Origin of the sequence: Agathobaculum sp., from assembly GCF_022775115.1 — a bacterium.
In the GTDB taxonomy this organism is placed as follows: domain Bacteria; phylum Bacillota; class Clostridia; order Oscillospirales; family Butyricicoccaceae; genus Agathobaculum.
Window position 1 is genome coordinate 1 of record NZ_JALFLA010000005.1, and the last position, 6,431, is coordinate 6,431.

A 6,431-nucleotide genomic window follows, 5' to 3' on the forward strand; every position below is an offset into this window, starting at 1 on the left:
CAGCTCGGCCGTGCGCCCGGAAGTGGGCGTCACATTCGCCCAGATCGTGCGCAGCTTGTGGGGGACATAATCAGTCTCGTTGTTTTCGTCGGTCTCCGGCTCGGCCTTCCAGACCTCCAGCCGTTCGCGCAAGTCACCCGCCCGCACCATCGTCCGTACCTCCTCCGTAATTGCAGCGCAATTTCAGCTGGTTTAGCATCTGCCGCACTACCTGCGGCACGGTCTCGACCGCCTGCCGCGCGTCATCCGCGCGGTTGTCGTACAAGCTCAGCACCATCGCATGACATACCGTGTCATACATCGCATGGCTCTGCTCGCGCGCGCAGCCCGCGCCGCGCAGATACTCGTCCGCCATGTCCAACAGACCGCAGATCAGTTCGTCATCCTCCGTATAGTCCACCCGCATATAGCGCTTGCAGGCGGCAAGCCGCGCCGCGGCCTGCTGTGCGCGCCCCTCATCGGTCAGCGCCATATCAGCCACCCACATCCGTCAGCGAGATCTTCGCTGCCTTGACCGCGTCCGCGTCGGTCGTGAGCGCGGCCAGACGGGTGATTGCCCGCACCTCAGTGCTGTTGGTATTCCAAGCGTTTCCGCCAACGGTCGTCGAATCCAGCTGCATCTGCTGGCGGCGGAACAATGTGCCGAACGCCGCGAAATCGCCCACATACAGCGGGGTGGTCGGCGTATCGCTGTTGGGCAGCACCGCGTCAGATACCACATGCACCCTGCGCCCGCCAATGCGGTACTGCGACGGAGAGGTAATGTCAGGCTGCAGCAGCGGCTTGCCCTTGTCGTCCTCCAGCGTATCGATGAAATTCATGCCGGTCTGATTGGTCAGGTATACAGCGTTCACCGCAATCATCGGGTCGAGCAGGGTGTTAACGATCGTCTTGATCGACCGGAGCGCGCCGGTCGGCTGTACCGGCGTTGCGCCCGCGTCCAGCGCCGAGAGCAAGCCGAGCAGCAGTTTATTTTCCGTGATGACCTCTTTCTTCGCCAGCCAGCGCGTCAGATATGCAATTAGGTTCTGGTCGGTGTCTGCCAGCAGGTCGTTGGATACCGGCACAATCAGCGCGTAGTCCTCCACCGTGTATTTGATCTGCGTAAACGCGGGCTTGTCATCCCGCGCAATCGTGCCCATCTCGGCGACCTTGGCAAAGCCACGGCTCGGCTGCGTGTCGTACACGCGCGAGCCTGCGGCAGCGCGCACATTTTCGACCGAAAACAGCGCCGAGAGCGGATTGAGCGCCCGCTTTCGCTCGTTAATCTGCGTCTGAATGTCCTGCGGCACGATAAGGCCGCCGTCGGCGGGCACACCCTCGGTCATCGCGCCCTCGTTCATCACGGCGCGCGTCACACTGTCCGCGCTTTCAAGATACTTTTCACGGTCGCCGTGAGCGCGGGCGCGGATGCACTCACAGAATGCATGCATACATTCGCGGGAATCTACCGGCGCGCCGTTCGTCTGCGCCTGCGGGGGCGGGGGCGTGCACTCCTCGGCCTGCATGATCGCCTCCACACGAGCAATTTCCGCATCCAGCGGCGCAAGACGCGCCTGCGCCTCATCAAACGCGGTTTGGTTGTTGTCCGCGTCCGCCGCGCGCATCTGGTCGACGATTTCCCGCTTCTTTGCCATCAGGTCAAGTAGTTTCTTCTTCATATGGATATCCTCCTTAAATGATTGTCTGGTAAATGCCCGCCTCAGCGAGCGCAATGGCGCGCGCCCGCGCGGCGGTGTTAAAATTGGACACTGGGGGAGGCGGCGCACCATCGTCCGCGCATTTCCAAGCGCTTGGGCTTTTGCGTTCCGCCAGATAGGCTGCGCGCAGCCGGTCGATATCAGGCAGACTGCCCGCCGCGTTGAATACGCGCATCGGTTTTGCGGACGCGCCCTCATCCACGCCGATGATCTCGTCGAGCAGTCCCGCGTCAAGTGCCTCCTGCGCGGTCAAAAATGTCTCGCGCTCCATCATGCGCCGCAGCGCCGCAGCGCTGGTCTTTTTGCGGCACTTATGCTCATACGCCGCGATAATGGATGCGGTCACTGCCTCCAACATCTGCACGCTCTCGCGGTGCTCCGTCTGGCTGCCCTCGGTACTGGTGCGGGGCAGATGGATCATCACCTGTCCCACCGGGCTTGCCACCGCCACGTCCGCGCCCATCAGCACGACCGATGCGGCCGACCCCGCAAGGCTCTGCACCTCAGCGCGTGTCGGCACGGTCGCGCCGCGCAGAAGTGAATACATTTCAAATCCTGCGTACACCGAGCCGCCGCCCGAATTGACCTCCAGCACAAACGTCTCACCCGCTGGGTTTTCAGCCAGCGCCTGCCGGATATCGCCCGGGCAGACCGCCGCCATGCCGAAATGGCGGTAGATCTGCGCGTCCTCGTCCGCGCAGATCACGCCCTTGAGGTTGTATGTCATGTTGTCCTGCTCCTTTCCTCCGGCTGTCCGTTACGGCGAACGGACAGCTCTGCCCACAGCTCAAGCGGCACATAGTTATACCTCGCCGTTCATCTCGCCATCCGCATACAGGTGGTACACGCCCAGCGCGCCTGCCAGCTCGCTTTTGCCGTTCTTTTTGGCAATTTCGAGGTAGAGGTATTGATACTGCCGCAGATATGCACCGGTCGGGTCGTGTTCGTCCTGCGCCATACGGCCGTAGAACTCGGTCACGGCCTCGCGCTGCCAGTCCATCAGCCGCATCGGTGCGCCGTTCGAGCAAGTCAAACACTCGATAAAATCGCAGACAAACGATGCCGCCTCCGCGTCAAACATTGTCATGCTTTACGCCGCCGCGCCTCCCGCTCGCGCAGCATCGCGCTCATCGGGTCGTCCGCCGCTTCGTCTTTCGGCGGCGCGGGCACGACCAGGCGGCAGCGGCTGGATATCGTCAACCCCAGATCAGCCGCCGCACGGCTGCACTGGTTGAAATACCGCGTTTGCGTCTTACTCAGATCCTCCAGCAGTGTAATAGCCTGATTTGCAATTGCGCGGTTGACCTGCTCAGTCACCGCCAGATACGCCTGCTCTGCCAACAGGTAGCGCGCCAGACAGTCATAGTCGATCTCCGCGAGGATACCGATCTCGATCAGCTGCTTTGCCAGCACACGGAATTTTTTGTGCAGGCTTTCCGGCAGATAGGCCGGAGGCTTGATGCTCCTCCTCTTGGGCGGCGGCGCTTTTACCTCTGATGCGCGCCGTGCCGCGATTTCCGCCTTGGTCAGGTGCTTTTTACCGTTCAGCAACACAAGATCAGTCGGCTGTCTCGGTCCCGGCATCACACGCACCTCCTTCCAGCCGCATAGCCGTGTCTCCGGTCATTTCCTCCCACCGGGAGATAATCACATCACAATTGTGCGGCGAAAGCTCCATTGCCCGGCACTTGCGTCCGTAAGTCTCGGCAGCCAGCACCGATGTGCCTGAGCCGCAGAACGGGTCAAGTACGATTTCGCCCTTGCGCGTGCTGTTGCGGATTTGCCGCGCAAACAGCTCCACAGGTTTCATGGTCGGGTGTTCGGCGTTTTCTGTCGGTTTTTCGCAGTAAAACACCGTACTTTGACCATCCCCGCCATACCAGCGGTGCGCTGCGCGGGCATCCCAGCCATACAGGCAGGCTGCGTAGTCCTCTGGCTCGACCCTGCCGCCGAGACAAGGCTCGTGCTGCCAGTTGTAGTCCTGCCGCCCAAGCACAAAATGATTTTTGACCCACACAAGGTAGCTGTGTACGGGGAGTTTGGCTGCCTCGCACGCGGAGAGGAACGGCACGGTATTGATCGCGGCATACCAGATATAAAATGCCGCACCCGGCAGCAGCGCATCGCGCGCCGCGGTCAGCGCATCGGTCAAAAACGCCTCAAACCGCTCTGTAGGCAGGTTGTCATTTTCAATCGTCAGGTGATCGGCAGTGCCGCCGTGATAATCGACGTTGTACGGTGGGTCGGTCAGCAGCAGCGCTGCCCGCTCGCCTGCCATTAGCCGCCGTATATCTGCGGATTTGGTTGCGTCGCCGCACAGCAGACGGTGCCCACCCAGCTGCCATAAATCGCCGGAGCGGCAACGGTCAGCCGCCGCGTCCCTGTTCTGCGGTTGGGGCGCTGCATCGCGCGCCAGCGTATCGGACAGCCGGTATTCTCCAAATCCAGTCAGCTGTAGGTCAAGACCCGCGTCGAACAGCTCCTGCAAGCAGGCATCCAGCAGCGCATTGTCCCAGTGGGACTTTTCGGCCAGACGGTTGTCTGCAATCATGTACGCTTTACGCTGCGCAGCTGTCAGGTGTTCGACATACACGCACGGAACGGCTGCTACATGCTCAGCAAGCGCCGCTTCCACCACCGCGTGGCCTGCAATGATGTTCAAGTCTTTGTCGACCATCACCGGAGACACCACGCCGTACTCACGCAAGCTGGCGCGCAGCTCGCGTATCTGCCGCTGGGTATGCACCCGTGGATTAACCGCGGACGGGATAAGTGTCATTGGGTCGATCAATTCCAGTTCTGTTGTCGTTTTCATGCATTTCACCTCGGTTTCTCGTGCTATGGACGGTTGATTGACCATGATTTTTCGCTCGTGGGGAAAAAATCTTACGTGGAAGGGGGCCTGCGGTCTTCTGCCCCCTGACCCAAAATTTTATCTGGGTGGGGGAGGTGCGAGAAATCTTTGGATTTCTCGCCAAAGCTCGCGCGTCACGCGCCTTGGGCGCGCCCGCCCGAGCGTTCGGCAGGTCAGCGCCGATTTGACCGCGCCTTAGCCCTGCTTTCAGCGGCGGTTTTCCGGCTGTGGCAACTGTGGCACAGGCTCTCCAGATTGCCCGGGTCGGTAAACCGCGCCCAGTCACCGTCATGCGGCACAACGTGGTCAACGTCGGTCGCTCGGGTGCGCAGGCCACGGGCGGCACACGTTCGGCAAAACGGCTCGCGGGCAAGCTGCTGCGGCCGCAGCTCGTCTGTCCAGACGGACAGGCTGTACCAGCGGCGGTAGGCACGGCTGCGCTCACTGCGGCGCGCGGTGTCTGGCGGGCAGTGCGCGTCGCAATAGCCGCTGCGCACCAGTGCCGTGCAGCCCGGATACAGGCATGGGCGCATGGGTTTGCTTGGCACGATACTCACTCCCTCCCGGCAAAACAAAAAGAGCCAGAGCGGATCACCACACACTCGGTGGCAATCAGCTCCGGCTCTCGCATTTCAACTGAGGCTTTCGCTCCGGCAGTGTTCCCAATGGCCGTTCGGCTCGTAGGACTGCACCGCCAATATTCACAATTGCGTCAAGTTTGCACTTTCGGCAATGCAAGGGGAAATCTTGCAGCGCCGTGGTTGGCAGCATCAAATGCAGTTTATTGCCGCACCGCGGGCAGACCAACCAGTATTCTTGATTCTGATTATACACGCGTTTTGTCCTCCTGTCTACATCGCTTACGCTTTTTCTCCATGCGCTCGTGAGAAGTTATAGAGCATTCCAAGCCAGCAACAACGCGCGCGCACGCGCGTTGTTTTATCGGTTTTGCGGGAAGCAGGTATTTAATGTATCGGCAGGACGCGGACTCGTTCCGCCCGCCGCCCTCGTCGAGCACCTGCGCACCGGGTGGGGCGTCAACGGTCGCGCCGTCATCCACCCATTCATAGGTCGTGATTGGCTGGGCGAGGTTACGACTGCCTACCCATTGCTTCTTCCCGTTGAGCGAGGCTTCGCGCCGCTCCTTGGTAAGATAGCCCGCCCAACCGTCGTATCCGCGCTCGCGGATATAATTAAGCTGCACATCGTCTCCCCAAATCCAGAGTGAGCGAAACAGCTCAAGGTCATCCCCAGTCGCGTTGAGGATAATATGCACATGCGGACGATGGTCGCCGTGTCTTCCCTCTATCACATAGATGTATTTTAGATCAGGCTGGCCGCGCGCCTTGCGGTGTGCGCGTATCTGCGCAAACACCTTGCTTAGCCGCCGCCGCGTGATATCCACGCTGCCCGGCAGGGCATCATCGCGGTATGTGGGGCTGATCAGCAAGTCCCCCGGCTCGAAGTTTGCGGCCATCAGCAGTTCCAGCTTGCGCTGGGCGGTGTTGCAATTGGTGCGCGCGATCTGCTCGGCGGTCACCTCGCGGATGCGTCCCCGCTCCTGCTTTGTGGCGTTCGGGCGCGGCACGGTGTACGCAATATCGTACACCAACCGCCCCGCACGAATCGTTTTTCGTCGTTTCATCTGCCCTCCATGTTAAATTCGGACACCGGAGCGGGCTGCCGAGGAGACCGCAGTCTCCCGCCCCGTTGATGGTTTTATAGAATATCCGGAGCCTGCCATTATGTCAAGGTGAATTATTACCCTTCTTGCTCCGCAGGCTGTTTGAGCCACTCAAGAAGTTGCGGCGAACTTTCCTCAAACGCCAGAATTTTTCCCGGATATCCGAGCCGAATTACAACATGTCGTGCAATCT

General features: G+C 60.6%; 10 protein-coding genes. All 10 read right to left on the bottom strand.

Going from position 1 to position 6,431, the window contains the following annotated elements; translation table 11 throughout:
* On the bottom strand, window positions 1-150 hold a 150-nt coding region (locus MR935_RS10750; protein ID WP_442862996.1), incomplete at its 3' end, for a phage head completion protein.
* Window positions 134-472, bottom strand: coding sequence for a head-tail connector protein (locus tag MR935_RS00690; protein WP_290570164.1), 339 nt, complete (start codon window positions 470-472; stop codon window positions 134-136). The genes MR935_RS00690 and MR935_RS10750, both read right to left, overlap by 17 nt.
* A 1-nt stretch (window position 473) precedes the next feature.
* Window positions 474-1,661, bottom strand: a complete 1,188-nt coding sequence (locus MR935_RS00695) for a phage major capsid protein (protein WP_290570166.1) — start codon at window positions 1,659-1,661, stop codon at window positions 474-476.
* 13 nt (window positions 1,662-1,674) lie between these two features.
* Window positions 1,675-2,427 carry a Clp protease ClpP gene (locus MR935_RS00700; protein WP_290570167.1) on the bottom strand — a complete coding sequence of 251 codons (753 nt, stop codon included), beginning with the start codon at window positions 2,425-2,427 and terminating at the stop codon, window positions 1,675-1,677.
* Between the two features lie 75 nt (window positions 2,428-2,502).
* On the bottom strand, window positions 2,503-2,787 hold the full coding sequence (locus MR935_RS00705) for a hypothetical protein (protein WP_290570168.1): 285 nt from the start codon (window positions 2,785-2,787) through the stop codon (window positions 2,503-2,505).
* Window positions 2,784-3,284, bottom strand: coding sequence for a phage terminase small subunit P27 family (locus MR935_RS00710; RefSeq protein WP_290570169.1), 501 nt, complete (start codon window positions 3,282-3,284; stop codon window positions 2,784-2,786). The genes MR935_RS00705 and MR935_RS00710 overlap by 4 nt, the downstream gene beginning before the upstream one ends.
* Complete coding sequence (locus MR935_RS00715; RefSeq protein ID WP_290570170.1) at window positions 3,259-4,515, bottom strand: site-specific DNA-methyltransferase; 1,257 nt, start codon at window positions 4,513-4,515, stop codon at window positions 3,259-3,261. The genes MR935_RS00710 and MR935_RS00715 overlap by 26 nt, the downstream gene beginning before the upstream one ends.
* A gap of 212 nt (window positions 4,516-4,727) precedes the next feature.
* Window positions 4,728-5,102, bottom strand: coding sequence for an HNH endonuclease signature motif containing protein (locus tag MR935_RS00720; RefSeq protein ID WP_290570171.1), 375 nt, complete (start codon window positions 5,100-5,102; stop codon window positions 4,728-4,730).
* A gap of 64 nt (window positions 5,103-5,166) precedes the next feature.
* On the bottom strand, window positions 5,167-5,388 hold the full coding sequence (locus MR935_RS00725; RefSeq protein ID WP_290570172.1) for a cysteine-rich KTR domain-containing protein: 222 nt from the start codon (window positions 5,386-5,388) through the stop codon (window positions 5,167-5,169).
* Window positions 5,381-6,199: a rolling circle replication-associated protein gene (locus MR935_RS00730; protein ID WP_290570173.1), complete on the bottom strand. Its 819-nt coding sequence runs from the start codon at window positions 6,197-6,199 to the stop codon at window positions 5,381-5,383. Before MR935_RS00730 ends, MR935_RS00725 begins: the two co-directional genes overlap by 8 nt.
* Window positions 6,200-6,431: the final 232 nt, after the last annotated feature.